General features: G+C 29.0%; 21 protein-coding genes. 19 read left to right on the top strand and 2 right to left on the bottom strand.

Going from position 1 to position 24,262, the window contains the following annotated elements:
• The first annotated feature begins 50 nt into the window (after positions 1–50).
• From Q0049_RS09815 to Q0049_RS09855, 9 genes are all read left to right on the top strand, one after another.
• Positions 51–566: a hypothetical protein gene (locus Q0049_RS09815; protein ID WP_298119237.1), complete on the top strand. Its 516-nt coding sequence runs from the start codon at positions 51–53 to the stop codon at positions 564–566.
• 218 nt (positions 567–784) lie between these two features.
• Positions 785–3,076 carry an NADP-dependent malic enzyme gene (locus Q0049_RS09820; RefSeq protein ID WP_298119239.1) on the top strand — a complete coding sequence of 764 codons (2,292 nt, stop codon included), beginning with the start codon at positions 785–787 and terminating at the stop codon, positions 3,074–3,076.
• A gap of 84 nt (positions 3,077–3,160) precedes the next feature.
• Positions 3,161–3,742 carry a Holliday junction branch migration protein RuvA gene (gene ruvA / locus Q0049_RS09825; protein ID WP_298119241.1) on the top strand — a complete coding sequence of 194 codons (582 nt, stop codon included), beginning with the start codon at positions 3,161–3,163 and terminating at the stop codon, positions 3,740–3,742.
• A 27-nt stretch (positions 3,743–3,769) separates the two neighbouring features.
• Positions 3,770–11,059, top strand: a complete 7,290-nt coding sequence (gene sprA / locus Q0049_RS09830; protein ID WP_298119274.1) for a cell surface protein SprA — start codon at positions 3,770–3,772, stop codon at positions 11,057–11,059.
• A 94-nt stretch (positions 11,060–11,153) separates the two neighbouring features.
• The gene (gcvH, locus tag Q0049_RS09835; protein WP_298119242.1) at positions 11,154–11,531 is read left to right on the top strand and encodes a glycine cleavage system protein GcvH; all 378 of its coding nucleotides are present in this window, start codon (positions 11,154–11,156) and stop codon (positions 11,529–11,531) included.
• Positions 11,524–11,898, top strand: coding sequence for a VanZ family protein (locus Q0049_RS09840; RefSeq protein ID WP_298119244.1), 375 nt, complete (start codon positions 11,524–11,526; stop codon positions 11,896–11,898). The genes gcvH and Q0049_RS09840 overlap by 8 nt, the downstream gene beginning before the upstream one ends.
• Before the next feature lie 57 nt (positions 11,899–11,955).
• Positions 11,956–12,699 carry a deoxyribose-phosphate aldolase gene (gene deoC, locus Q0049_RS09845; RefSeq protein WP_298119246.1) on the top strand — a complete coding sequence of 248 codons (744 nt, stop codon included), beginning with the start codon at positions 11,956–11,958 and terminating at the stop codon, positions 12,697–12,699.
• 15 nt (positions 12,700–12,714) lie between these two features.
• A complete protein-coding gene (locus tag Q0049_RS09850; RefSeq protein ID WP_298119247.1) occupies positions 12,715–14,820 on the top strand; it encodes a gliding motility protein RemB in 2,106 nt (701 codons plus the stop codon).
• A gap of 35 nt (positions 14,821–14,855) precedes the next feature.
• The gene (locus Q0049_RS09855; RefSeq protein WP_298119249.1) at positions 14,856–16,583 is read left to right on the top strand and encodes an AraC family transcriptional regulator; all 1,728 of its coding nucleotides are present in this window, start codon (positions 14,856–14,858) and stop codon (positions 16,581–16,583) included.
• Here Q0049_RS09855 and Q0049_RS09860 read toward each other — a convergent pair.
• On the bottom strand, positions 16,573–16,752 hold the full coding sequence (locus Q0049_RS09860) for a TIGR04149 family rSAM-modified RiPP (protein ID WP_298119250.1): 180 nt from the start codon (positions 16,750–16,752) through the stop codon (positions 16,573–16,575). The two genes, Q0049_RS09855 and Q0049_RS09860, sit on opposite strands and share 11 nt — an antisense overlap.
• A 268-nt stretch (positions 16,753–17,020) precedes the next feature.
• On the opposite strand from Q0049_RS09860, the gene Q0049_RS09865 reads away from it, so the two are divergent.
• The 9 genes from Q0049_RS09865 (at position 17,021) to Q0049_RS09905 (ending at position 22,066) form a co-directional block, all read left to right on the top strand.
• Positions 17,021–18,577: a vitamin K epoxide reductase family protein gene (locus tag Q0049_RS09865; RefSeq protein WP_298119251.1), complete on the top strand. Its 1,557-nt coding sequence runs from the start codon at positions 17,021–17,023 to the stop codon at positions 18,575–18,577.
• 72 nt (positions 18,578–18,649) lie between these two features.
• On the top strand, positions 18,650–18,811 hold the full coding sequence (locus Q0049_RS09870) for a hypothetical protein (protein WP_298119253.1): 162 nt from the start codon (positions 18,650–18,652) through the stop codon (positions 18,809–18,811).
• A 98-nt stretch (positions 18,812–18,909) separates the two neighbouring features.
• Positions 18,910–19,068 (top strand): hypothetical protein, encoded by a 159-nt coding sequence (locus Q0049_RS09875; RefSeq protein ID WP_298119255.1) that lies wholly within the window; start codon positions 18,910–18,912, stop codon positions 19,066–19,068.
• A 55-nt stretch (positions 19,069–19,123) separates the two neighbouring features.
• Positions 19,124–19,255, top strand: a complete 132-nt coding sequence (locus Q0049_RS09880) for a hypothetical protein (protein ID WP_298119257.1) — start codon at positions 19,124–19,126, stop codon at positions 19,253–19,255.
• Positions 19,256–19,264: 9 nt separating this feature from the next.
• Positions 19,265–19,429, top strand: coding sequence for a hypothetical protein (locus tag Q0049_RS09885; RefSeq protein WP_298119259.1), 165 nt, complete (start codon positions 19,265–19,267; stop codon positions 19,427–19,429).
• A gap of 78 nt (positions 19,430–19,507) precedes the next feature.
• The gene (locus Q0049_RS09890) at positions 19,508–19,684 is read left to right on the top strand and encodes a hypothetical protein (protein WP_298119261.1); all 177 of its coding nucleotides are present in this window, start codon (positions 19,508–19,510) and stop codon (positions 19,682–19,684) included.
• 54 nt (positions 19,685–19,738) lie between these two features.
• A complete protein-coding gene (locus Q0049_RS09895) occupies positions 19,739–19,915 on the top strand; it encodes a hypothetical protein (RefSeq protein WP_298119263.1) in 177 nt (58 codons plus the stop codon).
• A 54-nt stretch (positions 19,916–19,969) separates the two neighbouring features.
• A complete protein-coding gene (locus Q0049_RS09900; protein WP_298119265.1) occupies positions 19,970–20,122 on the top strand; it encodes a hypothetical protein in 153 nt (50 codons plus the stop codon).
• A 204-nt stretch (positions 20,123–20,326) separates the two neighbouring features.
• The gene (locus tag Q0049_RS09905; RefSeq protein WP_298119267.1) at positions 20,327–22,066 is read left to right on the top strand and encodes an AraC family transcriptional regulator; all 1,740 of its coding nucleotides are present in this window, start codon (positions 20,327–20,329) and stop codon (positions 22,064–22,066) included.
• A 21-nt stretch (positions 22,067–22,087) separates the two neighbouring features.
• Here the strand turns inward: Q0049_RS09905 and Q0049_RS09910 are convergent, their stop codons facing one another.
• Positions 22,088–22,288, bottom strand: coding sequence for a hypothetical protein (locus tag Q0049_RS09910; RefSeq protein WP_298119269.1), 201 nt, complete (start codon positions 22,286–22,288; stop codon positions 22,088–22,090).
• 254 nt (positions 22,289–22,542) lie between these two features.
• Between Q0049_RS09910 and Q0049_RS09915 the strand changes: the two genes are divergently transcribed.
• Complete coding sequence (locus Q0049_RS09915; RefSeq protein WP_298119271.1) at positions 22,543–24,111, top strand: vitamin K epoxide reductase family protein; 1,569 nt, start codon at positions 22,543–22,545, stop codon at positions 24,109–24,111.
• Positions 24,112–24,262: the final 151 nt, after the last annotated feature.

Consider the following 24,262-nt stretch of genomic DNA (forward strand, 5'->3'; position numbering starts at 1 on the left):
AATGCGCTCTTCTAGCTCTTCTAAAAAAAATATTTATAAAAATAAACAAAATGTCAGGTTTCAATTTAACTCTAATTGTATGTTGTAAAAAAATATCAAGGAAAAGTAAGTTTTTTTCTGATTTAAATTTTAATAAAGAGGTTAAATTTTGCTCGTTGATAAATAATGAATTTTCAATTTGTAAAGAATTAAATATAAAAGGAGGGAATATTTATATTCATGATAATTTTTTTATTGAGTATGATGGCGAAATGAAAAATTATGGTTATTCTGAGTTGTTTTGGGAAGAAGTTCTTGTAAAAATAGATAAACCTCAATGTTCTATTAATATTAGTAGTATGTCAAGAAATTTTGGTAGTTTTTCAGTGATATTAAAGCATGTAGAACAATTGCTGTTGGAAAATTATCATTTTTTCTTAATTACAAATAATTTAAGTGATGAAATAGTAAAAAAGTTTGAAAAAACTAATGAATTATTAAACATAGAAGGTGATTATTTTCTAATTTCCGAAAAAATAATTAATTATTTTATTAGTTGTGAAATCCTAGATTTTATGGAATATTGAAGATTGTTTTATTACTTGATTTGAAAACTAACTCTAGCAAAGAGTTTTTATGAAAAACTCCACAAATCTTTCATCATTTTGTATAAATTTTTTTAATAAAAAATACGTCAAACTTTTTACTAATTTCCGATCTAAAATTTCTCAAAAGAAAATCAATAAAAGTTTCCTTTTTAAGTTGATACTGCTACCTTTGTAAGTCAGAATAAAAAGAAAATAAAATGCACAAAGACAATAAACGTAGAGAAGCACTTTTATATCACGCAAAACCAACTCCAGGTAAAATTGAAGTAGTTCCTACAAAAAAATATGCCACTCAAAGAGATTTATCACTTGCCTATTCACCAGGTGTAGCTGAGCCTTGTTTAGAAATTGCTAAAGATGTAAATAATGTTTATAAATATACCGCAAAAGGTAATCTTGTAGCCGTAATTTCCAACGGAACTGCGGTTTTGGGTCTTGGCGATATTGGTCCAGAAGCTTCAAAACCAGTAATGGAAGGAAAAGGTCTGCTGTTCAAAATCTTTGCAGGAATTGATGTTTTCGACATTGAAGTCGATACAAAAGATGTTGATGCATTTATTGAAACCGTAAAAAATATTGCGCCAACTTTTGGTGGTATAAACCTAGAAGACATTAAAGCTCCAGAATCTTTTGAAATAGAAAGACGTTTGGTGGAAGAATTGAATATTCCTGTAATGCATGATGACCAACATGGAACGGCAATTATTTCTTCGGCAGCTTTGCTCAACGCAGTAGAATTAGCTGGAAAGAAAATGAGTGAGGTAAAAATGGTCATTTCAGGAGCAGGTTCGGCAGCTATTGCTTGTGCAAATTTATATGTTTCCTTTGGTGTAAATGAGGATAATGTTGTAATGTTCAATAGCAAAGGTGCTTTGAGAAAAGATGATCCTTCTATTTCTGAAAACCAAAGAAAATATGCTACCGATAAAAATTATGATTCCTTAGCCGATGCTATGGTTGGTGCTGATGTTTTTGTAGGTCTTTCTACAGGTGATATTGTAACTCCGGAAATGCTGATTTCAATGGCAGAAAACCCAATTGTTTTCGCTATGGCAAATCCAAATCCTGAGATAAAATACGATATTGCAATAAAAACTAGAAAGGATATCATTATGGCTACTGGTCGTTCAGATCATCCTAATCAAGTAAATAATGTTCTTGGTTTTCCTTATATTTTCCGTGGGGCTTTAGATGTTAGAGCAACAAAAATTAACGAGGAAATGAAAAAAGCAGCTGTTGTTGCTTTAGCAGAATTAGCCAAAGAGAATGTTCCTGAACAAGTGAATATTGCTTATGGTGAAACCAAATTAAATTTTGGTACCGATTATATTATTCCAAAACCATTCGATCCAAGATTGATTACAAAAGTTCCACCTGCTGTTGCCAAAGCAGCAATGGAAAGTGGTGTAGCTTTAAACCCAATTACCGATTGGGAGAAATATGAAGAAGAATTATTAGAACGAATGGGTTCTGATAATAAAATGGTGCGTTTATTGACAAATCGTGCAAAAACAGAACCAAAACGAATTGTTTTTGCCGAAGCAGATCAATTGGATGTATTAAAAGCGGCTCAAATTGTTCATGAGGAAGGAATTGGTTTCCCAATTTTACTAGGAAGAAGAGAAGATATTTTGGAATTGAAAGAGGAAATTGGTTTTGATGCCGATGTACCTATTTTTGATCCAAAGACAAAAGAAGAAGATAATCGCAGATTGAAATATGCTGATATTTTTTGGAAAGAAAGAAGAAGAAAAGGAATTTCGCTTCTTGATGCTCAAAAATGGATGCGAGAAAGAAATTATTTTGCTGCCATGATGGTCAATGAAGGCGATGCAGATGCAATGGTTTCAGGTTATTCAAGAAGTTATCCATCAGTTGTGAAGCCATTAATTCAGTTAGTTGGAAAAGCTCCAGGAATTTCCCTAATTGCTTCAACTAATATGATGATGACTAATCGCGGACCTATGTTTTTATCTGATACTGCCATCAACCCAAATCCAACAGCAGACGATTTAGCAAAAATTGCTTTAATGACTGCAAAAACAGTTAGAATGTTTGGAATGGAGCCAGTAATTGCAATGGTTTCGTTCTCAAATTTTGGTTCGTCAAATTATGAAAGTGCTAATAAAGTAAGAGAAGCAGTAGCTTATTTGCATCATTATTATCCCGATTTAATTGTTGATGGAGAAATTCAAACCGATTTTGCATTAAATCCTGAAATGCTTCAAAAGAAATTTCCATTTTCTAAACTTGCAGGAAAAAAAGTAAATACCTTGGTTTTCCCAAATCTTGAATCAGCAAATATTACCTATAAATTACTAAAAGAATTATACAAAGTAGATTCTATTGGACCAATTGTTATGGGAATGGATAAACCAGTTCATATTTTTCAATTAGGTGCAAGCGTGGAAGAAATGGTAAATATGTCTGCTGTAGCCGTTGTTGATGCACAGGAAAAACAAAGAAAACCAAAAGCAGAAAAAAAATAAAAGTCAATGTAAATGCCACTTTGGATATACTAAAATTTTGTAATTCAACTTTTTTGCTATATTTGAATGGTTTAATTAATACTTATGATTGCTCACATACAAGGAAAATTAGTTGAAAAAACACCAACAGAAGTTGTAATCGACTGTAATGGTGTTGGTTATCATATAAATATTTCTTTGCACACGTATTCGCTTTTGCCTTCAACAGATTTTATAAAACTATTTACACATCTGATTATCAAAGAAGATTCACATTCTTTGTATGGATTTGTAGAAAAATCTGAAAAAGAAATATTTAAAATGCTTTTAACCGTTTCAGGAATTGGAGCAGGAATAGCAAGAACGATGCTTTCGTCTCTTGAACCAAGACAAATTATTCAAGCATTAGCAAGTGGCGATGTAGCAACAATTCAATCAATTAAAGGAATTGGTGGCAAAACAGCACAAAGAGCAATCCTCGATTTAAAGGATAAAGTGTTAAAAATTTACGATTTAGACGAAGTTTCTATCTCTCAAAACAATACAAATCGAGATGAAGCGTTATCTGCTTTGGAGGTTTTAGGTTTTATTAGAAAAGCTTCCGAGAAAATCGTCGATAAAGTAATCAGTCAAAATCCAGATGCAACGGTTGAAGTGATTATCAAGCAAGCATTAAAAAATTTATAATTTTTGAAAACACATTACCAAAAATATATGCAATCAGCATTTAGAGTTAGTATTTTATTATTGCTTCTTTTTTCAAGTTGGAACTCTTTTTCTCAAGTAGATGAAAATGATACAATACCAAAAGGAAGTGATTTAGGTAAAATTAAATTAGGAAATCCACCAAGTATAGTTGATGCTTACAAGTATGATCCTGTTACGGATAAATATATTTTTTCAAGTACTTTTGATGGTTTTAATATTAATTATCCAATAATTTTAACACCAAAAGAATACGAACAACTGGTTTTACGTGAATCAATTAAAAAATATTTCAAAGAAAAATCAGATGCCATTGATGGTAAAAAAGAAGGAACTGAAGAAGCAAAAAGAAACTTATTACCAAGATATTATGTAAATTCAAGTTTTTTTGAAACCGTTTTTGGGGGAAATACTATAGATGTAAAACCTACAGGTTCAGTTGAAATGGATTTAGGTGTTCGTTATACAAAACAAGACAATCCGTCTTTTTCACCAAGAAATAGATCTACCACAACCTTTGATTTTGATCAAAGAATTAGCATGAGTTTACAAGGAAAAGTAGGAACTCGTTTAAATGTAAATGCTAACTATGACACACAATCTACTTTTGCTTTCCAAAATTTAATTAAATTAGAATACGACCCAACAGTTGGTGGTGGAGAAGATTCTATTCTTCAAAAATTAGAAATTGGAAATGTAAGCATGCCATTAAATAGCTCATTGATTCGTGGAGCACAAAGTTTATTTGGTGTGAAAGCACAATTACAATTTGGTAAAACAACTTTTACAGGAGTTTTCTCTGAACAAAAATCACAAACAAAAAGTGTTACTTCGCAAGGTGGAGGAACGATTGAAAATTTTGAATTGTTTGCTTTAGATTATGATTCAGACAGACACTTTTTCCTATCACAATATTTTAGAAACAAGTATGATAATTCGCTAAGAAATTATCCTAATATTGATAGTAGAATCCAAATTACTCGTCTTGAAGTTTGGGTAACAAACAGACAAAATCGTGTTAGTACAACTAATAATAATTTAAGAAATATTATTGCACTTCAAGATTTAGGAGAATCAACATATACAGGTTTGTCTAATAACCAACTTGTTGCAATTGACCCAATTCCACCTACATTCTTTATTTTTAATCCAACAGAAACACCGCCAGATAATGATGGAAATGTTCCGTCGGATAATAAAAATAACCAATACGATCCAGCACTCATCGGAACAACAGGTTTATTGAATGGTGATATTAGAGAAATTGTAACTTCAAGTTCAGGTTTTAATACTACAGTAAGTGAAGGAATTGATTATTCAAAACTTGAAAATGCAAGAAAATTAAGTCCAAATGAATATACTTATCATCCGCAACTTGGTTATGTTTCCCTGCAACAACGTTTAGCAAACGACGAAGTTCTTGCGGTGGCTTATCAATATACCATTGGAGACGAAGTGTATCAAGTAGGAGAATTTGGAACTGATGGTGCAACGGCAACAGAAGTTAACCCTTCAGGAGTTCCAGAAACGCAAACATTGATTTTAAAATTATTGAAAAGTAATTTAACCAATGTTCAAAAACCAGTTTGGAATTTGATGATGAAAAACATTTATCAAATTCAAGGTGGTTATAATTTACAACAAGAAGATTTTAGATTTAATATTCTTTATACTGATCCGTCTCCGTTAAATTATATTACTCCAGCAGGAACAACGCCGCTTCCAGCAGATGTAGCAGAAACACCACTTTTAAGAGTATTCAATCTTGATAGATTAAATTATAATAACGATCCGCAAGCTGGAGGTGATGGTTTTTTTGACTTTTTAACCAGTGCTTCTACGATAAGTAGTCAGCCAAGTAATCCAAGTTCAGGTGTTACTCAACCAAATGCTCCAGGTATAACAGTTGACCAACAAAATGGTAGATTGATTTTTACAACAGTAGAACCTTTTGGAAAACATTTATTTGAAAAGTTAAGAACTACAGCTTCAGAAAATTATCAAGGAGATCCAAACTCTATTGCTGATTATAATGAAAATCAAAAAAAATATGTTTTCCGAACAATGTATGCTAGTACACAAGCAGCAGCTTTGCAGGAAAGTGAAAAAAATAAATTCCTTTTAAGAGGTAAATATAAATCTTCAGGTGGTGATGGAATTCCTATTGGAGCTTTTAACGTTCCTAAAGGTTCTGTTGTGGTAACAGCAGGCGGAAGAGTTCTTGTTGAAGGTGTAGATTATAGTGTAAATTATCAAGCAGGAAGAGTTCAAATTCTTGATCCTTCTTTACAAGCTTCAAATACACCAATTGAAGTTTCTGTTGAAAACAATTCGGTTTTTGGACAACAAACAAGACGTTTTTTTGGTGTTAATGTGGAACATAAATTTTCAGATAAATTCCAAGTTGGCGCTACGTTTTTAAAAATGACTGAAAGACCATTCACACAAAAATCAAACTATGGTCAAGAATCGGTAAACAATACTATTTTTGGTGCCAATTTAAATTATTCTACCGAAGTTCCATTCTTAACTCGATTAGTGAATAAACTTCCTAATATGGATACTGATGTTCCATCAAATATATCCGTTCGAGGTGAAATTGCATTCCTAAAACCAGATACACCAAAAGCAGACCAGTTTGAAGGTGAATCAACTATTTATGTTGACGATTTCGAAGGTTCGCAAACTACAATTGATATGCGTTCGCCATTATCATGGTATTTGTCTTCAACACCTGAAAGAAATTCAGATAGTGATTATTTAGATTTTGGTGCAACTTCATCAGGTTTAGAATATGGTCATAAAAGAGCAAGATTAGCTTGGTATAATATTGATCCAACATTCTATACACAACGTCCAGCAGGAATCACAGATGATGATTTGTCTTTAAATACTACTAGAAGAATTTTTAGTTCAGAGTTGTATCCAGAAACTGATATTGTTCAAGGACAATCTCAAGTGATAAATACTTTAAATTTAAGTTATTTCCCTACAGAACGTGGACCATATAATTTTAATCCAGCAGCGGCTACAACAAATGATTTGCCAAATCCAACTGAAAATTTTGGTGGGATAACACGACCAATAAATTCAACCAATTTTGAGCAAGGAAATGTAGAGTTCATGCAATTTTGGATTTTAGATCCTTATGTTGGAAATGGCGCAATTGATGGTGGAAATGCGGGTAAAATTTATTTTAATCTTGGAGAAATTTCTGAAGATATTCTAAAAGACGGAAGAAAGCAATATGAAAATGGATTGCCAGAAGCTGGATCAACAACACCTACTTCTTCAACTATTTGGGGACAAGTGCCAGGTTCACAATCTTTGATTTATGCTTTTGATACTAGTGGTGCCAACAGAGCTGTTCAAGATGTTGGACTTGATGGTTTTAACGATGATCAGGAAAGAACGTTACCAGATGTTAATCCTGCATTTTATGCTCAACCTGATCCAGCAGCAGATAATTATCAATACTTTCTTCAAGCAAGTGGAAACGTAATTGATAGATATAGAAATTATAATGGTCTTCAAGGAAATTCTCCAATTGAAGTTACTGATACTAATAGAGGATCAACAACAGTTCCAGATGTTGAAGACATCAATAGAGATAATACTATGAATACTATCAATGCTTATTATGAATACAGCATTGATATTAGTCCTTCTAGTCTTGCAACAACAGGTCAAAATTATATTACAGACATTAGACCAACAACCGTTACATTACCAAATGGTTCAACTACTCAAGCTAGATGGATTCAATTTAAAATTCCAGTTTCTGAACCTGAAAATGTAATTGGTGGAATTTCAGATTTTAGAACAATTCGTTTCATGAGAATGTTCATGACTGGATTTCAACAACCTCTAACAGTTCGTTTTGGAGCATTAGATTTAGTTCGTGGCGAATGGCGTCGTTACACAAGTTATTTAGATTATAATGATACTAATATTTCTGATGACGATACAACTTTTGATGTTCAAGCGGTTAATATTCAAGAAAATGGTGATAGAACACCAATACCTTATGTAACGCCTCCAGGTGTAGTGCGTGAACAAAATTATCAAAACAACACTTTGATTAATCAAAACGAACAATCACTTTCATTGAGAGGTACAGGTTTAGAAGCTGGAGATTCTCGTGCGGTGTTTAAAAATGTAAGTGTTGATATGCGTCAGTTCAATAAATTGAAAATGTTTTTACATGCTGAAGCATTGCCAGCTGATGAACCTTCATTGGAAGATAATGAGATGGTAGCTTTTATTCGTTTCGGAAATGACTTTATTAACAACTATTATCAAGTTGAAATTCCTTTAAAGAAAACACTTCAAAATGCTTCCTCTAGTGCAGAAGAGGTTTGGCCTGAGGAAAATGAAATTGATTTGACATTGGCGTTATTAACGAAGTTAAAAATTCAAGCCATGGGAATTGATCCTTCAACATTACCTTTAGATGGTGTTTATTATCAAAATGAAGAGGATTTAGAACCATCTGCGGCAAGTAAACCTAATAAGTTGCGTCTTGGTATCAAAGGAAACCCAAACTTTGGTTTAGTTCGAACTTTAATGGTTGGTATTAAAAATCAAACCGATGTTTTAAATACAACAGAACATCCTTTAAATCCTAGAGAAATTTCGGGTGAAGTTTGGTTCAATGAGCTTCGTTTAGCAGAAATGGATAATAAAGGTGGAATGGCAGCTGTTTTAAATGTTGATGCTAATTTTGCAGATTTTGCAACAATTTCTTCAACAGGTAGAATGAGTACTATTGGTTTTGGTTCTTTAGAACAAGGTCCAAACGAGAGAAGTCGAGAAGATATTAAGCAGTATAATATTGTAACCAATTTAAGTTTAGGAAAATTACTTCCAAAAAAATGGGGAATTAATTTACCATTCAACTATTCTGTTGGAGAAGAAATCATTACACCAGAATATGATCCGTTTAATCAAGATATTCGTTTAGATCAACTACTTGATAATACAACTGATGCTGCTGAAAGAAGAAATATTGAAAATCGTGCTATTGATTATACAAAAAGAAAAAGCATCAATTTTATTGGTGTAAAAAAAGAAAGAAGTCCTGAGCAAAAACAACGTTTTTATGATCCAGAAAATTTAACACTTTCTTATTCATACAATCAAGTTGATCGTCACAACTATGAAATAGAAGACTATATTGATCAACAAGTGAATACTGCTGCCGATTATACTTTTGCTTTCAAACCAAAAGCAGTTGAACCTTTCAAAAAAGTAAAAGCATTCAAAAAGAGTAGCTATTGGAAATTATTGAGTGATTTTAATTTTAACTATTTACCATCAAATATTTCTTTCAGCACAAATATTAACCGTCAATATAATGAACAACAATTTAGATTAGTTGATGTTGAAGGAATAGGTCTTGAAAAATTATACAGAAGAAACTTTTTGTTTAATTATCAATATGGATTCAATTATAATCTAACAAAAGAATTAAAACTTAATTTCACCGCTTCGTCAAATAATATTGTTAGAAATTATCTTGATGAAAATAATGAACCTGATAATAGTTATAACATTTGGACAGATTATTGGAATCCAGGTTCGGCAAATCAGCACAATCAACAATTAGTAGTGAATTATGCTTTACCAATTAATAAAATTCCTTTTTTAAGCTTTATTAATTCAAACTATACTTATACGGGAGATTATAGCTGGCAAAGAGCTTCTTTAGCCATGCAAGAAGTAGAATCAGGCGGAATAACATATAATTTAGGAAATACTATTCAAAATGCGGCTTCACACAGATTGAATACTAAATTTACTATGGAAACGCTTTACAAATATTTAGGGCTTACTAAAGGTAAAAAACCAACACCAAAACCAACTGTAGCACCAAAACCTGGAGAAAAAGTGGTAGCAGTTAAACCTCAAGTTCAAAAAGAAAGAGGTGTGTTCATGGATGGATTGATTGGTGTTTTAACAAGTGTAAAAAATATAACTATTGATTATACAGAAAATAAAGGAACAATTCTTCCAGGATATACTCCAGGAATTGGATTCTTTGGAACTGCAAAACCAACTTTAGGATTTGCTTTTGGAAGTCAAGATGATGTTCGTTTTCTTGCGGCGCAAAATGGTTGGTTAACTAACTATCAAGATTTTAATCAAAATTTCTCTCAAGTAACTAATAAATCATTGAATTTTAATGCAGAGATGATTTTGTTCCCTGATTTTACAGTTAATTTTACCGCAAATAGAATTTACGCAGATAATTTCTCTGAGCAATATGATGTGAGTTCTGATGGGACATATAACTCAAGATCGCCCTATAATACTGGAAATTTTGCTATTTCTACCGTTATGTTAAAATCTGCTTTCAAACAAAGTGATGAAAATTATTCTTCTGCGTTTAATGATTTTAGAGGTAATAGAATTATTGTTGCAGATAGATTAGCCACACAATATTATGGAAACTCACTTTTTGCAAGAGATGCTGAAGGTTATCCTGTTGGATTTGGAAAAAACAGTCAAGCAGTATTAATTCCATCTTTATTATCAGCTTACACTGGTTTATATACTTTTGGAGCTAATGATTCTGCTAAAGATATTTCATTGAAAGCTTTCAGAAATGTTCCAATTCCTAACTGGACAATAAAATATACCGGATTGATGCGTTATAAATTCTTTAAGGATAACTTCAAAAAGTTTTCTATCAATCATGGTTATAAAGCAATGTACACTATTAATTCGTTCCGTTCTAATTTTGAATACGATCAAAACCCAACAGGACTTGATACAGGTGGAAATGTCAACAATAAATTAATTATTGGAAATATTAACTTAGAAGAGCATTTTAGTCCGTTAGTAAAAGTTGATTTTGAATTAAAAAACTCTTTCAGATTTAATGCGGAAATGAAAAAAGATAGAGTACTTTCGATGAGTTTTGACAATAATTTGCTGACAGAAGTTAACGGATTAGAATATATCGTTGGTCTTGGATACAGAATTAAAGATGTAATTCTAAATTCGCAATATGCAGATAACTCTCAAGGAATTATTAAAAGTGACATCAATATGAAAGTTGATTTCTCTTATAGAAATAATAAAACTATTGTACGTTATTTAGATTATGATAACAATCAATTAGGTGGAGGACAAAATATTTGGTCTGCAAAATTGACGGCTGATTATTCTTTTAGTAAAAACCTAACAGCAATTTTCTTTTACGATCATTCATTTTCTAAAGCTGTAATTTCAACCTCTTTCCCATTGACAAACATAAGAAGTGGATTTACATTGCGATACAACTTTGGGAACTAATTAAAATTGTGATAAAAATCATTTTTAAAATAAAATAAGAAGCCCTACATTTGGCATGAAAATAAAATTAACAAACTAACTAACTATTATCAGAATGATACCAGCTAACTTAAAATACACAAAAGATCACGAATGGGTTTCTCTTGATGGAGATGTTGCTACAGTAGGAATTACTCATTTTGCTCAAAGCGAACTTGGAGATATTGTTTATGTTGAAGTTGAAACACTTGATCAAACTTTAGAAAAAGATGAAGTTTTTGGAACTGTTGAAGCAGTAAAAACAGTTTCAGATTTGTTTTTACCTTTAGCAGGTGAAATTATTGAATTCAACGAAGACCTTGAAAGAAATCCAGAAAATGTAAATTCTGATCCTTATGGAAAAGGCTGGATGATTAAAGTAAAAGTAGCTGATGTTTCTCAATATGATGAATTATTAGATAGCGAAGCTTACGCAAGTTTAATTGGTGCTTAATAAAAAAACATTTCTCTTACTTGCCACTCTGTGGACAATTGTTATAACTGTTTTAAGTTTAATAACATTTGATTCTTCTATTGGTAGTGAAATTAAAATTCCAAATAAAGACAAAATGGTTCATTTTGTCTTTTATTTTTTATTTGTAATACTTTGGAATTTATACATTGACTTTAAAATGTTTCATCCTAAAAAAGCAATTGTGATTTTGTTTACTGCAATTGGCTATGGGGTTTTAATGGAAATTTTTCAAGGAATATTTACAACTGAAAGAACAGCAGATGCGATAGATGTTTTAGCTAATTCTACTGGTGCAATTATAGGATTAATTACCACGAAAATATATTTTCAAAATAAAACACATTAAGAATCTCACATTAGTGGGTTTTTTTTAATTTTACCATAAATATTTATTTTTAATAGAATGAAAATCAAACAATATCTTGATTCTACTTATTTGAAAACGGCTGAACAAGCAGGATTGACTGTTGAAGAAAATAAAGAAATCGTAAAAGGTTTTGTTCAAGAAGCTATTGATGAAGGATTCAAACTTATCATGATTCGTCCTGATATGGTTGCTATGGCCAGAAAAATGATTAATGATGCTAATTCAAAAGTTACCATAGGAACTGTAATTGGTTTTCACGAAGGCACAAAATCACTTGAAGATAAGTTAATAGAAGCCAATAAAGCAATAATTGATGGCGCAGATGATTTAGATTATGTTTGCAATTATGAAGCTTTTAAAAAGGGTGAAATAGATTTAGTTAAAAAGGAAATTCTAGAAGGAACAAAACTAGGTTTAGACCATCATAAAATTGTAAAATGGATTATTGAAGTTGTTGCTTTAACAGATATGCAAATAATTCAATTGTCAACACTCATTAAAAATGTTGTGATTGCTAATTTTAAAGAAGAAAACTATCAATCCGTTTTTGTAAAATCATCAACAGGATTCTTTAAAACTGAAAATAATTTACCAAATGGCGCTACTGTTCCATCGATTATAATAATGCTTGAAAATAGCTCGCCACTTCCTGTAAAAGCTGCAGGCGGAGTTCGAACATATGAAGAAGCAGTGCAAATGATTAATCTTGGTGTAAAAAGAATTGGAACTTCTGCTGCAAAAGCAATTGCAAATGGGGCAGAATCAAATAGTGATTATTAATTTTATCCTATGAAAATGTATAAAAAAATTGCAATTGTATTTTTAGTATTTTGGTCTTTTGTTGCAAATTCTCAAAATAAATTAAGTGAGCAATTTCCTGTTTTTCCTAACTGTGAAGGAAAGCAATCAAAAGAATTAGAAATTTGTTTTTACAATGAAGTACAAACATTTGTATATAATAATTTCCAAGTTCCTGAAAATTTAAAAAGCGCAAAAACGGTAGTTGTTGTACTTTTTGAGGTTAATGAAAATGGTAATTTTAAAGTACAATATGTTGATGCAAATGACGAAAGCTTAGTTGCAGAAAGTAAACGAGTTTTTTCAAAATTACCTAAAATTAAACCATCAACCTATGCAGGAAATACAACGTATTCTAAGTATTCGATTCGAATTCCAATACCATTGCAAAATCCTGCCGAGATTCCTTTTTTAGAATTAACTCCTTCAAAAAATAGTATCTCATCAACAAAAGGAAATACTGAAAAGGAATTGACAGAAATTGATAGTTTAAAGTATAATAAATTTCAAAATCCTCAATTTAAATCACATTTAAGCATTCCGCTGTCTCATAGTTATTATTCCCAATTTGATGCTGCAATGAATCAAGTTGGAGCAAATAATCATACCGTTTCAAAACCATACACTTTTTCAGAAGTTTCTAAGTATTATAATTTAGTAGATGCCAACTCAAAATTAATGAAAAACAAAACCACTTGGTGGGGAAAAAAGTTATGGAATGAGAGTATGGTTCAAATTCAAGGTGAGGATTATTGGTTTACATTGAACCCAATTTTTGATTTACAATTTGGGAAAAGTGATCCAAGTGAGGCAAAATATACTTATGTAAACACACGTGGACTTCAAGCTCGTGGAGGTTTAGGCAAACAAATAAATTTTACAACAACAATTTACGAAAGTCAAGGACGATTTGCGGATTATTTCAATAGATATGCTGAATCCATTGCGCCAGCAGGAGGAAATCCAGCAATTATTCCAGGAATAGGAATAGCAAAAGAATTTAAAACTGATGCTTACGATTTTCCTTTAGCAGAAGCCAATTTAACTTTTGCTCCAAATAAATTTTTCGACTTGCAATTGGGTTATGGTAGAAATTTCCTTGGTGATGGATATCGTTCATTACTTTTGAGTGATGGTGCAAGTCCATATCCTTTTTTTAAAATAAATACCACTTTTTGGAAGATAAAATATACTAATACTTATATGTGGATGAAAGATGTTCGTGATGCAGTAACAATCGATCGAACGTATGCAACAAAATATGTTGCCAATCACTACTTGAGTTGGAATGTAACTAAAAAATTCAATTTAGGATTTTTTGAATCTGTGGTTTGGAGCAATCAAAATGACAGAGGTTTTGATATGAGTTTTGTTAATCCAATTATTTTTTATCGAGCAGTAGAATTTTCATCTTCTTCACGAAGCGGAAATGCACTTTTAGGATTGACAGGAAAATATAAATGGAACAATCAAATCAATTTTTACGGGCAATTTCTATTAGATGAATTTTCTCTTGGAGATATGAAATCAGGTGAAAAATCATGGAAAAATAAATTTGGATATCAACTTGGAGCAAAATATTATAATGCGTTTAATATTAAAAATTTATTGCTTCAAGCAGAATATAACCATGTTCGTCCTTATGTGTATGCGCATAGCGAAATTATCACTAATTATGGTCACAACAATCAAAGTTTAGGACATCAATGGGGTGGAAATTTTAGAGAATTTATAGCAATTGCTCGTTACAACAAAGGAAGATATTTTGCAGATGCTAAAGTAACCATTGGAAAACGAGGATTAGATTTTGCTAATTCTGGTGCAAATTCAAATTATGGAAGTAATATTTACAGAGATTATGACGAAGAAAGATTTGCTAATACTGGAGTTGAAATAGGACAAGGAAACAAAACCAATGTTTTCATAGCCGATATGCAAGCTGGATATTTAATTAATCCTGCCACAAACCTAAAACTTTTTGGAAGTGTAATCTACAGAAACTTCAATCCATCAACCGAAAATCTAACCGATTTTAAAGAAAGTACTACGTGGTTTTCTGTAGGAGTTCGTTGTGATATATTTAATTGGTATTTAGATTATTAGAAGAATTTAGTTATTGAAATCAGTTAATTAAATTTATGCGTAATTATTTTATTGTTATTTTATTACTTACAAATGCTATATCCTTTTCTCAACAAGAAAATGAGATATCTGATAGTGACTATAAAAAATTACAAGCAAGAGCTAGACTAAATATTAACAATAGTGTTGATAGTTCTTTTTATTATGCAAATAAAATAGAAAAATCTTCTAATAATATTCATAAGGCATTTGCTAAAGGCATAAAATCGTATTTATATCAAAAAAAAAATGATACAATTCAATCTAATAAAAATTATGTTTTAGCTAATGAACTTATAAATAAATCTAGTGACTCTTATGAAAAAACTAGAACTAAAGCTTTGATTTTAAATTATAAAGGATTGACAGAATGGAAGAGAAAAAATTTTTCAGAAGCATTAAAATCTTATTTCAAAGCAAAAGAATTAGCAAATTTAATTAATGAAAAAGCACTAGTTATAACTTTAAATACAAATATTGCTTTGTTGTATGCAGATACCGGCGACTTTGACAATGCAATCAAAATCACAAAACAATCAAATAAGTTTATAGATAAAAATTCATTACTCTATGATGATGAAAGTTTAAAGCTAAACAAGAGTTTAATTAATTTAAACATAGGTAATTATTTTTTTAAGAAGTACGTTGAAGATACTAAGTTTATAGAGTTTTTAGACTCATCTGAAGTATATTTTCAAAAGTGTATTGTGTTTTCAAAAAAAATACATGAAAATAAATTTATTGCTCAAAGAAATTTAGCAAGTATTTATCATTTTAAAGGAAAATATGATAAGGCCGAATTGCTACTTGTATCAGCTTTGTCAATTTCAAAGGATAAGAAATTTGAAAATGAATATTTTGATATAATTTATAATATTGGAGATTTGTATTATTATAAAAAAGATTATTTAAAAGCATTAATTTATTTTAAAAAGACAGATTCCATATATCTAAGAAGTAAAATTTCTCCAATAAATTATATAAAATCAAATTATTTCCAAGCTAAAATTTATGATTCCATTGGAGATAATGAAAAAGCATTATATCACTCAAAAATTTATTTAAATAATTTTGAAAAAAACGAATTTAAAGAAAATAACGAGATAGCTAAAGTTAACTTTCTCAGAAATAATGAAAATGTAAAAGAAGAAATTTCAAAAATTATAACTCAATCGGAACGCAAAATTCTTTTTAGAAATATTATTTTAGTTATTTCCATTTTATTTGCTTTAATAATTGTTTATTTTTTATGGAGAAATATTAAAATAAAAAATAAAACTCAACTTTTGTTTGATGAATTCAAATCTAATAATGTTAAACTAACTGATTTTAATGTTGCAGATTTAAAAAAACTTATTAAGCCAAGCGCAATATCAATTAGTGAAGAAAAAGAAAAAGAACTGTTAGAAAAACTTAAAGATTTAGAAAAAAAGAACTATTTTCTAAGACAAGATTTTTCACAAGCTTTTGTTTCAAAAAAGCTAAAAACAAACACTACATATATTTCAGTTATTGTAAATAAATATTATGATAAAACATTTAGTGAATACTCTAATGAATTAAAAATAAATTACGCAATAAATGAAATGCTGAATAACCCAACCTACAGAAAATATTCTACACAAGCAATTGCAGAGAGTGTTGGTTTTAAAAATAATGTTTCATTTACAAAGTCCTTTAATAAAAGAACAGGCTTAACGCCTGCTCAGTTTATTAAAAATATTGAAGATAAAATTAACTTCTAGGAGCAGTAGAACTTTCATCATCCTTATCATCTTTTCCTCCACCACTTCCACTTCCCGCCGTTTGGGAATTTCCTCCACCTGTTGTACCTCCACCATATATGGTGTTTAACTGTTTTCTGTTTAATTCATCATGTTTAAATAAACTCACGGATAATTTTTTGATTTTCATAATTAATTTGGTTTTTAAATTGGTAATTTGTTATAACTCAAAATTAATCATAATTGTTTTGGCTAATTAAATTTTAAAGTTCATAAAAGGTTATTAAAAAAAAACTCAATAAAAATAAGGCTTTACAAGGTGTTTTGAAATTAGATATTTTATAAATTGTCTATGTTATAATTTATAAAATATCTAATTTCATTGTTTTAACTAGTGATTTTTATTATAAAATTTGTGGAAGAGAAGTCGAAACTTTCAATTCATAAATTTATATATAATGTCAGTAATATTTAACAAGTTTTTGTCGATTCATAAGTTTTCAAGTCTTTATAACGAATTTAAAGATAATTATGAATCACATCCAAATTACCCAAGTTTATTTGCTATAACTGATACATTAAGCATTCTAAAAATTGAAAATGTAGCTGCTAATGTTCCAAAAGATCAATTAGAAGAATTGCCTGATTGTTTTCTGGGTTATGTTTATGATGAAGAAAAAGGTTTGGACTTAGCTTTAGTAGAACAAAATAAGGACAAAATAAGCATAACCTTTGAAGATAATAAGAAGCAAGTTCTTTCTGTTAGTTCATTTAATGAAATATGGAATGGTGTTGTCATTGCAATTGAACCAAATAAAGTAAACGATAAAAAGACAAATGCTACATTAAATAAAACAATAGTAGTAGCATTAGGGCTTTTTGGGTTGTTTTTTTTAAAACAAGGAACTGAATTTTCAATTTTACCTAATATTAGTTTTTTTCTATACACAATTGGTTTTGTTTTTAGTGTTTTTATAATACAAGAAAAACTAGGTAGTGGTCAAGCAAGTATATCTAAATTATGCTCATTTAATGAGACTACTTCTTGCGAGTCTGTTATCAATTCTACAGGAGCAAAAATTAATAATCTGATCGATTTTTCCGACTTACCAATTATTTTTTTCAGTACATCGGCTCTTTCAATGTTGCTCGATTCAACTTCTCATTCAATTATTAATGGCTTAAGTTTATTTTCAATTCCAATAGTATTTTATTCAATCTGGTTGCAGAAAGTAAAACTTAAAAAATGGTGTATTCTTTGTTTGTCAATTTCTTCAATTTTAATTTTTCAAGCCGTATTTTTTTTAAGTAATGACACCAAATTCAATTATAATATTACTACATTTTTTATTTCAATAACTATTGTAAGTGCATTATGGTTTTTTATAAAACATTATATAGAAAGCAATGTTGATCTACAGAAAACAAATAAAGAATTAAAAAGGTTTAAACGCAATTTTAAAGTGTTTGATTTGCTTCAAAAACCGTTAAAAGTCCCAATAAAAGCTGCTATTTTTTCCACTATTGAAATTGGAGATAAAGAAAACCCAATTAGTATTTCATTAGCGTTAAGCCCAAGTTGTGGTCATTGTCATACAGCATTTGAAGACGCTATTAAATTATATAATTCAAACAAAGAGAAAGTAAGTCTTTCAATTTTCTATAATCTAAATCCTGAAAACAAAGACAATCCATATCTAGAAATTGCTAGAAATTTAATGCAAATTAACAGTTCTAATCCTGAAAATTGTATTGAAGCAATATCTGATTGGCATATAAAAAAGATGCATTTATCAGAATGGTTATTTAAGTGGGAACAGAAATTCATTGATATAGAGATTGACGAAGATTTACTGGCACAATATGAATGGTGTAGTCAAAACGAATTTAATTATACTCCAGTAAAAATAGTTAATGATAGAGAGTTTTCTAGTGAATATGAAATGGAGGAATTAAAATTCTTCATTTCTGATATTGAAGATCAAGAATTAAAACCAATTAACTTGTTTAATTAATTTCATTTTGAGTCAAATCTCTCAGTTGACTTAAAATGTTTGAGAGAATTTAATCAACAATTAATTTTAATCATGAAAAAAACAATTTTAAGTTTAAAAGGAGCTAAAGAATTAGGATCTAATGAGCAAAAGTCGATTTCTGGTGGAGGATGTCTTTGTAGAGGAAGATGCGCAACAGGTTATTATTGTGTTGGTAAATGTGGATGTTGTTTAAACGGTACAATTTGTCTTTAATTTATTATTCAAGGTAAATATCAATAAACAGACATAAATCTCAAATGTCTTAAAATAGTATTGAGAAATTTTAATCAACCATTAAATTTTATTTATTTATGAAAAAATCAATTTTAAGTTTAAAAGGAGCAAAAGAGTTAAATGCTCAGGAACAAAAATCAGTTTTAGGAGGTGCTTGTCCTTGTGAAGGAAGATGTCCGGCAGGATATGAGTGTTATGGTAAATGTGGATGTAGATGTATTAGTGGTTACTGCTAAAATTCAAGTCATCAAAATTTATTTAAAAAATTAATTAACCATTAAATATAGTATTATGAAAAAATCAATTTTAAAATTAGAAGGAGTTAAAGAATTAACAAAAAATGAGCAAAAAGTAGTAAAAGGCGGAGCGATTCCAAAGTGTGGTTATATTTGTTTTCCTGGATGTAGTGGATGTCCAAAATAATTTATAATTATGAAAAAATCAATTTTAGGTTTAATTGGAATCCAAGAGCTTACTAAAAACGAACAAAAATCAATTCAAGGTGGAATTCATCGTTGTGCAATAGATGGTTGTCCTGTTGGATATTGTTGTACAAGAGTTGGATGTAAAACAGGTAGTGCTTGTATTCAAATATAAGTAATAAATTAAATAGTCAAAATTTTCAATTGACTTTAAATTGTTGAAAAATTAATCAACCATTAAATTTTATTAATTATGAAAAAATCAATTTTAAAATTAAAAGGAGTTCAAGAGTTAACAAAAAATGAGCAGAAAGAAGTTAACGGAGGAGCAATTCCATTGTGTCAAAGACCAGACGCTTGTGCATATCCTCAATGTTGGAAATATTTTACTGTTGAGGCTTGTTTTGGAACACCAATAGAGAGACCATAAATGTAAGTTTTGTGTAATTATTTCTGTTTAAGAGAATTATTAATTTTTAATATTATGAAAAAATCAATTTTAAATTTAGTTGGAGCTCAAAAACTTACTAAAAGTGAGCAAAAAGAAGTTAATGGAGGTGCTCAAAATTATTGTATGCAAGCAAAAAATTGCGCAGATCCGGCATGCAGAAAATATTATACTGTTGAGGAATGTTTTGGAACTCCAATAGAGAGACCATAAATGTAAGTTTTGTATAATTATTTCTGTTTAACAGAATTATTAATTTTTAATATCATGAAAAAATCAATTTTAAATTTAGTTGGAGCTCAAAAGCTTACTAAAAGTGAGCTAAAAAACATTAATGGATCCGGTAGTCGCGAATGTAGATTTATTTGTGGTGTAACTGGAGGAGTAATCGGTAAAAATGGTTATTGTATTTGTTATTAATTATTTTGTTAAGTTAAAATTTTGAACTGTCTGAAAATTTTCAGACAGTTTTTTTAGTATTAAACATTTGTGAAATTACTTTATTTATAATAGTAAAGCCTTGTTTGAGTTAATTGTTTTTTAAAATTAAATATATAGTTTGTGTCAGTTTTTGTGTATTTTTAAACCCACAAGAGTTTTCACTATTCTTATTATTTACATACAATGCGCAAATTATTAATACTAGTTGTTTTATTTTCTAACGTTCTTGCTTTTTCACAAAATGGTAAAGTATTATCAGATAAAGAGTACTATTCACTTCAAGAAGAGTCAAGAAGACTTATAAATGCAAATATTGATAGTTCTTATATTCTTGCTGATAAAATTGAAAAATCAAATAAATATCTTCATAAAGCTTTTGCACTAGGTATTAAATCATATATTTTTCAAATAAAAGGTGATTCAATTCAATCAAAAAAAAATTATGCTAAAGCAGTTTTTTTTCTAAATAAAGAAAAAAACTCTATAGAAAAACTAAAAATACAATCCTACTTAATAAATTTTGAAGGTCTGTCTGAATGGAAAAGAAACAATTATTTAAAATCATTAGATTGTTTTGAAAAAGGAGAAAAAATATCAGAAGAGATTAAAGATACATTTCAGATTATAAAGTTCATGGGTAATAAAGCCTTAATTAAAAGTGAAATTGGGGAATATAATAGTGCAATAAAAATAACTAAAAAGGTTCTTTCACTAATTGATAGAAATATTAATCAGTATGATGAAAAACAATATTACTCAAATAAAAGCACAAATAATTTGCATCTAGGTTGGTATTTTCAAAAAAAATATCAGAATGATGTTTCAAAAAAGAATTATTTAGATTCGTCTTTTTTTTACTATGAGAAAGCAATTTTTTATTCAGAATATTCATTAATTAATAGAATAAATGCAGAGAAATCAATTGGTATTAATTTTCTTTTAAAAGATGAATATGATAAAGCTTTAAAGTTATTAAAAAAAACACTTGTTTTAATTAACGAAGATGATGGTGACTATAAAGCAGAAGTAGCAAATATTAACTATAATATTGGTTGCTGTTATTATTTTAAGAGAAAGCGATTAGAATCATTAGCATATTTTAAAAAAGTAGATTCTTTGTATCATTCTAACAAAAATAAAGTTCATGTAGTAAATTATATTGGTTCAAATAACTATCAAGCTAAAATATATTTAGAATTAGGAAACCTCAATGAGGCAAATAAATATTCTAAAATTGCATCAGAAGAGTATGAAAAAAATACGGAATACTTAGCAAATAAAAAAAATGAATTGATTAGCAGAATTAGTAGCAAAGAACTTCAAAATGAGATGCTGGCAATTCAAAAAAAATATAGAAGCGAATTTATTTTAGGCACAATTTTAAAAAGTATTATTATACTATTTGTTTTAGTATTAGTTTTTCTATTAGTAAAAACATACAGAGATAAAAAAAGAATAATCGCAAAAGTAAATTTGTTAATAGAGGAATCAAAAAATGAGCGTAATAAAGAAGAAACAATTAAAAATAGTGAAATAGATAAAAAAACAATTCTGATTTCTGGTGAGGAAGAGGATGAAATAGTAAAGAAAATTAATTTAGTAAACGAAAAACAACTTTACTTAAAACAAGAATTCAATCAACAATATCTTGCTAAAAAGTTGAAAACTAACACTACCTATTTGTCGTACATTTTTAATAAAGTTTATGGAAAAACATTTAGTGTTTATTATAATGAGTTAAGATTGGACTTTGTTATAAATGAAATAATAAATAACAAAAAGTTTAGAGAATATAGCACTCAAGCTATTGCTGAAAGCGCAGGTTATAAAAATGCAGATTCTTTTACTATTTCTTTTAAGAAAAAGACAGGATTAACACCTTTTCAATTTATCAATGAAATAAAAAAGAGAGAATTTATTTAAATTCTCTCTTTTTTATTGAGTTTAAGGTTTAGCATTGCCATTTGTTGCGCTTGATCCTGTTCCTGTTGTTCCCCAATCTATATCGCCAATTCCAAAATCATCTGGTTCGTCATTTTGATGATTTAACATGTCTTCTGTTATTCCACCAAAAACTTTTTTCATTTTTGAATTAGCAATTTTCTCTTCTTGAAAATCATCAAGGATTAATTTTTTTGTTTTCATAGTTTTATGTTGATTAATTATTTATTCAAATTTACACGTTTGGATGTGTCTTTTTCATATTTAAACAATCTTGTTTGCTTTGGCGGTATGTAATCGCCGTAACACTCTGATATTATTGGAATTAAAGAATAATAAATCTCCTTTAATTTGTAAATTATAGAACCTTTATTTTATAAATAATATTTTCCTTTTAAATTTTCTACTTCTTTTTGAGTCAATTTTGTGAAAGTTAAAACCAAAAACATTTCACAAGTATGTTGAAGTTAGTACAAAAGAATATCTCATTAATTGGTTATTCAAGTTTAAGAAATGAATTTGAAGAACTGTTTTTATCACATCCAAATTACCCAAGTTTATTTGCCGTAACTGATTCATTAGATTCGTTAGCAATTGAAAATATTGCAGCACGAATTGATAAGTTGCAATTGAGTGAGTTGCCAAATGTTTTTTTAGCATTTGTTAATATTGAGGATGGAAAGGAATTGGTTTTAGTTAAAAAAAGTAACGATAAAATAATTTTTGAAACTGAAAAAGGGGTAAAGTCTAACCTTTCTACAGATGATTTTGTTGCTATTTGGGATGGAATTATCGTTGCTATTGAACCAAATGTTGTAGAAAAAACAATAAATACAAAAAGTAATAATTATTTGTGGCTTATTCTTTTTGGATTGTCAATTTTTGGTGTTTTTGTATTTAGAAATGGATTTAACGGCAATCAATTATTTTTCTTTTTTTCGTCTATTATAGGATTAATAATAGGTTTTTTTATTATTCAAGAGAAATTTGGTGTTCCAAATGAGATTGCTTCCAAGATTTGTAATGGATTAAAATCAACTTGCGATTCTGTAATAAAATCAAAAAGTAGTGAAATCAATAGTTGGTTAAGCTTTTCAGATTTTCCTATTTTGTTTTTTGGAATCAATATTGTAGCGATTTTTCTTTCTGTTTCGTCAATTAATTATATTGGAATTGTTAGTGTTTTATCCATTCCTTTTCTTGGATATTCCATTTGGTTACAAAAACAAAAATTAAAAAAATGGTGTGCACTTTGTTTAATTACAGGTTCAATAATTTTCCTTCAAAGTATTGTTTTTTTGCTTTCTAATAATTTTCAAATAAGTAACAATGATAGCTTTTATTATTTTTTTAGTCTTGTATTTATTTCAGCAATTTGGTTTTATATAAAGCCCATTTTTGAGAAAAAAATTAAAAGTGAAAAACAAGTTTCCGAACTTATTCGATTTAAAAGAAACATTAAATTATTTGAATTTTTGTCAAAGGATATAAACTCAATTCAATTATTTGATACTCTTCATGGAATAGATATAGGAAATCAAGAAGCAAATATACAATTGAACTTGATTTTAAGTCCAAGTTGTGGTCATTGTCACAAAGCTTTTCAAGATGCAATTAGTTTATTGGAAAAATATCCAGAAAAAATGAAGCTTCAGATATTGTTTAATGTAAATCCTGATAATTCTGACAATCCATATCAATTAGTGATTCAAAATCTATTAGCTATAAATTATTATAGAAATCAGGAAGTTTTAGAGGCAATATCAGACTGGCATATAGAAAATCTTAGTTTGGAAATTTGGCTAAAAAAATGGGGTGGAAATGGAATAACTACAGATGTTGAAAAACAAATTCAACTACAATACAATTGGTGTTTAGAAAACAATTTCAACTACACTCCAGTAAAGATTATTAATGACAAATTATTTCCTGACGGATATGAAATTAGTGAATTAAGATATTTTTTAAATGATTTTAACGAACTGATTAAGGAGGAAAATAGAGCAATAGCACAAGCTATTTATTAAAATATTGTTGCAACGATAGTCAAAAATCTCAATTGACTTTAAATGTTTGAGATAATCAATCAATTTTAATTTTAAGATATTATGAAAAAATCAATTTTAAATTTAGGAGCTCAAGAGTTAACTAAAAACCAACAAAAAAGCATTAATGGTG

Origin of the sequence: Flavobacterium sp. (genome assembly GCF_027484205.1) — a bacterium.
In the GTDB taxonomy this organism is placed as follows: domain Bacteria; phylum Bacteroidota; class Bacteroidia; order Flavobacteriales; family Flavobacteriaceae; genus Flavobacterium.

What these genes read in the sequence shown, in the direction of transcription:
- Q0049_RS09815 (WP_298119237.1), top strand. Translation starts at nt 51, where the DNA reads ATGTCAGGTTTCAATTTAACTCTAATTGTATGTTGTAAAAAAATATCA.
- Q0049_RS09820 (WP_298119239.1), top strand. Translation starts at nt 785, where the DNA reads ATGCACAAAGACAATAAACGTAGAGAAGCACTTTTATATCACGCAAAA.
- ruvA (WP_298119241.1), top strand. Translation starts at nt 3,161, where the DNA reads ATGATTGCTCACATACAAGGAAAATTAGTTGAAAAAACACCAACAGAA.
- sprA (WP_298119274.1), top strand. Translation starts at nt 3,770, where the DNA reads ATGCAATCAGCATTTAGAGTTAGTATTTTATTATTGCTTCTTTTTTCA.
- gcvH (WP_298119242.1), top strand. Translation starts at nt 11,154, where the DNA reads ATGATACCAGCTAACTTAAAATACACAAAAGATCACGAATGGGTTTCT.
- deoC (WP_298119246.1), top strand. Translation starts at nt 11,956, where the DNA reads ATGAAAATCAAACAATATCTTGATTCTACTTATTTGAAAACGGCTGAA.
- Q0049_RS09850 (WP_298119247.1), top strand. Translation starts at nt 12,715, where the DNA reads ATGTATAAAAAAATTGCAATTGTATTTTTAGTATTTTGGTCTTTTGTT.
- Q0049_RS09855 (WP_298119249.1), top strand. Translation starts at nt 14,856, where the DNA reads ATGCGTAATTATTTTATTGTTATTTTATTACTTACAAATGCTATATCC.
- Q0049_RS09860 (WP_298119250.1), bottom strand. Translation starts at nt 16,752, where the DNA reads ATGAAAATCAAAAAATTATCCGTGAGTTTATTTAAACATGATGAATTA.
- Q0049_RS09865 (WP_298119251.1), top strand. Translation starts at nt 17,021, where the DNA reads ATGTCAGTAATATTTAACAAGTTTTTGTCGATTCATAAGTTTTCAAGT.
- Q0049_RS09870 (WP_298119253.1), top strand. Translation starts at nt 18,650, where the DNA reads ATGAAAAAAACAATTTTAAGTTTAAAAGGAGCTAAAGAATTAGGATCT.
- Q0049_RS09875 (WP_298119255.1), top strand. Translation starts at nt 18,910, where the DNA reads ATGAAAAAATCAATTTTAAGTTTAAAAGGAGCAAAAGAGTTAAATGCT.
- Q0049_RS09880 (WP_298119257.1), top strand. Translation starts at nt 19,124, where the DNA reads ATGAAAAAATCAATTTTAAAATTAGAAGGAGTTAAAGAATTAACAAAA.
- Q0049_RS09885 (WP_298119259.1), top strand. Translation starts at nt 19,265, where the DNA reads ATGAAAAAATCAATTTTAGGTTTAATTGGAATCCAAGAGCTTACTAAA.
- Q0049_RS09890 (WP_298119261.1), top strand. Translation starts at nt 19,508, where the DNA reads ATGAAAAAATCAATTTTAAAATTAAAAGGAGTTCAAGAGTTAACAAAA.
- Q0049_RS09895 (WP_298119263.1), top strand. Translation starts at nt 19,739, where the DNA reads ATGAAAAAATCAATTTTAAATTTAGTTGGAGCTCAAAAACTTACTAAA.
- Q0049_RS09900 (WP_298119265.1), top strand. Translation starts at nt 19,970, where the DNA reads ATGAAAAAATCAATTTTAAATTTAGTTGGAGCTCAAAAGCTTACTAAA.
- Q0049_RS09905 (WP_298119267.1), top strand. Translation starts at nt 20,327, where the DNA reads ATGCGCAAATTATTAATACTAGTTGTTTTATTTTCTAACGTTCTTGCT.
- Q0049_RS09910 (WP_298119269.1), bottom strand. Translation starts at nt 22,288, where the DNA reads ATGAAAACAAAAAAATTAATCCTTGATGATTTTCAAGAAGAGAAAATT.
- Q0049_RS09915 (WP_298119271.1), top strand. Translation starts at nt 22,543, where the DNA reads ATGTTGAAGTTAGTACAAAAGAATATCTCATTAATTGGTTATTCAAGT.